3 protein-coding genes are annotated in these 2,185 nt (G+C 63.6%); 1 reads left to right on the top strand and 2 read right to left on the bottom strand.

The genetic code is table 11. The annotated features are described in order from the left end of the window. Positions 1–644 (bottom strand): MoxR family ATPase (locus EN984_RS32055; RefSeq protein ID WP_164765806.1); only part of this gene is annotated, 644 nt, incomplete at its 3' end. Beyond that, positions 641–1,168, bottom strand: coding sequence for a flavin reductase (locus tag EN984_RS32050; RefSeq protein WP_095791541.1), 528 nt, complete (start codon positions 1,166–1,168; stop codon positions 641–643). The genes EN984_RS32050 and EN984_RS32055, both read right to left, overlap by 4 nt. Positions 1,169–1,347: 179 nt before the next feature. Here EN984_RS32050 and EN984_RS32045 point away from each other — a divergent pair. Then, on the top strand, positions 1,348–2,185 hold an 838-nt coding region (locus EN984_RS32045), incomplete at its 3' end, for an ABC transporter substrate-binding protein (protein ID WP_164765805.1).

The raw sequence follows: 2,185 nt of genomic DNA, 5'->3' as shown, positions 1-2,185 counted from the left end.
ATCTCGAGCTCGCGCTCGGCGTTGGGATAGTCGACCCAGTGATAGAGGCAGCGCCGCTTCAGCGCATCGTGGATTTCGCGGGTGCGATTGGTGGTGATGATGACGATCGGCGGTTCTTCCGCCTTGATGGTGCCGAGTTCGGGCACCGTCACTTGGAAGTCGGACAGGATTTCGAGCAGAAAGGCCTCGAAGGCCTCGTCGGTGCGGTCGAGCTCATCGATCAGGAAAACCGGGGCAGCGCCCGTCTTTCCGGTCAGCGCATCGAGCACCGGGCGGCGGATCAGGTATTTTTCGGAAAAGACGTTGCGCTCCATGGCGGAGCGCTCGACCTTGCCGGCCGCCTCCTCCATGCGGATCTCGATCATCTGCGCGGCGTAGTTCCACTCATAGACGGCGGACGAAACGTCGAGGCCTTCATAGCACTGCAGGCGGATCAGCCGGCGACCGAGCGCCTGTGCCAACACCTTGGCGATCTCGGTCTTGCCGACGCCGGCCTCGCCCTCGAGGAACAGCGGCCGCTTCATACGCAACGACAGGAACAGCACGGTCGCCAGCGACCGGTCCGCCACATAGTCCGCACCGGTCAGGAGATCGAGCGTCTCGTCGATCGTCCGTGGCGCGGCGCGCGGTTTCAGCTCGGTCATTCTTTCTCCGTGAACGCCGCCGCTCCGCTGTCCAGAACGTGGTAGCCGCGGGCGTGGTAGATCAGCGGCCGCAAATTATCGCCCATACGCAGACCTGTCACCTTGCCAAAAAGCACACGATGGGTGGCCAGATCCTTGGTGTCGATCAATTCGCAGTCGAACACGGCAAGCGCGCCTTTCAGCGTCGGCGCGCCGGTGGAGATCACATCCCATTCGCCAAGCGCGAAACGTTCCTCGACCGGCAGGCCGGTGATGCCGGAAAAGCCGACCGACAGCGGCTCCTGGTGCGAGGCCAGCGTGTTCAGGGCAAACCTGCCGTTTTTCACGAACAGCTCATTCTTGGCATTTTCGCGGTTGAGACAGACCAGGATGGTCGGCGGCGTGTCCGACACCGAACAGGCGGCGATCACCGTCGTGCCGCGCTTGCCGGCCGGCCCGTCGGTGGTGACCACATGGACGTGGCCGGCAAAGTGGCTCATCGCGTCGCGATAGGCCTGCGGCCCAATGTCGTTCTTCTTCAGCACCGTATTTTTTCCATGGTCAGGATCCTACCGACATATATGGCCAGATATAGCCCGCCACAAGCGAAGTGCTTGAGCCATATCCCGAAATTCCCGTGTTGCACCAAGGCCGGGCAGCCTTTAGGTCTTGGCGGCAATAGTGCCAGGAGCATAGAGCCGGCACGGAGGGACCCATCGCTCGAATGCGACCCAAGACAAGAACAATAGCGGCGCTGTTCTGGCTGTTTCTGGCCAGTGCCGCGGATGCCCAGACGCTGCTCGTCGGCGTCGCGGCACCGCTATCGGGACCATCTGCCATTCTCGGCAAGCAGATCGAGGCCGGCACCGGCCTGGCGGCCGAAGCGAACGGCATCGAACTGAAGACCGTGGATGATGCCTGCACCGCGGACGGCGGCGCTGCCGCGGCCAAGGAATTCGCAGCCGCCAAGGTCGACATCGTAGTCGGGTTTCTCTGCACCGAGGCGATCGAGGCGGCGATGCCGATCCTCAAGGACGCCAACATTCCGGTCATCACCGTTGGCGTGCGGACCGAGAGCCTGACCGACCGCCGCGCCAAGGCCGGCTGGCCGGTCTATCGCCTCGGGCCGCGCGGCGACGATGAGCGCAACGCCATCGCGTCCGCCCTCACCCATCTATGGCAGAACGAGCTGTTCGCCATTATCGACGACGGCACCATCTACGGACGTGAGATCGCCGAGACGTTGCGGGCAGCGGCCGAACAGGCAGCGCTGAAACCGGTATTCGTCGACACGTTCCGGCCACAGCTCGACAACCAGATCGGCATGATCGGCCGGCTGAAGAAGGCTGGCGCGACGCATGTCTTTGCCGGTGGCGACGGCGACGACATCGCCATCATGGGCCGCGATGCCGCACAGCTTCAGGCGGGCATCGTCTTTGCCGGCGGCGAAAATCTCCGCACACCGCCGGGCGATGTACCCTATGCCGTGGGCACGCTGATGATCGCACCGCCGGAATGGGCCGATGTCGCCGATCCAAAAGTGCTGGCGGCATTTGACGCTA

The organism is Mesorhizobium sp. M7A.F.Ca.CA.004.12.1.1 (assembly GCF_003997835.1).
In the GTDB taxonomy this organism is placed as follows: Bacteria; Pseudomonadota; Alphaproteobacteria; order Rhizobiales; family Rhizobiaceae; genus Mesorhizobium.
The sequence above is the reverse complement of the archived record's forward strand: the minus strand, read 5'-3'. Positions and strand labels throughout refer to the sequence as shown.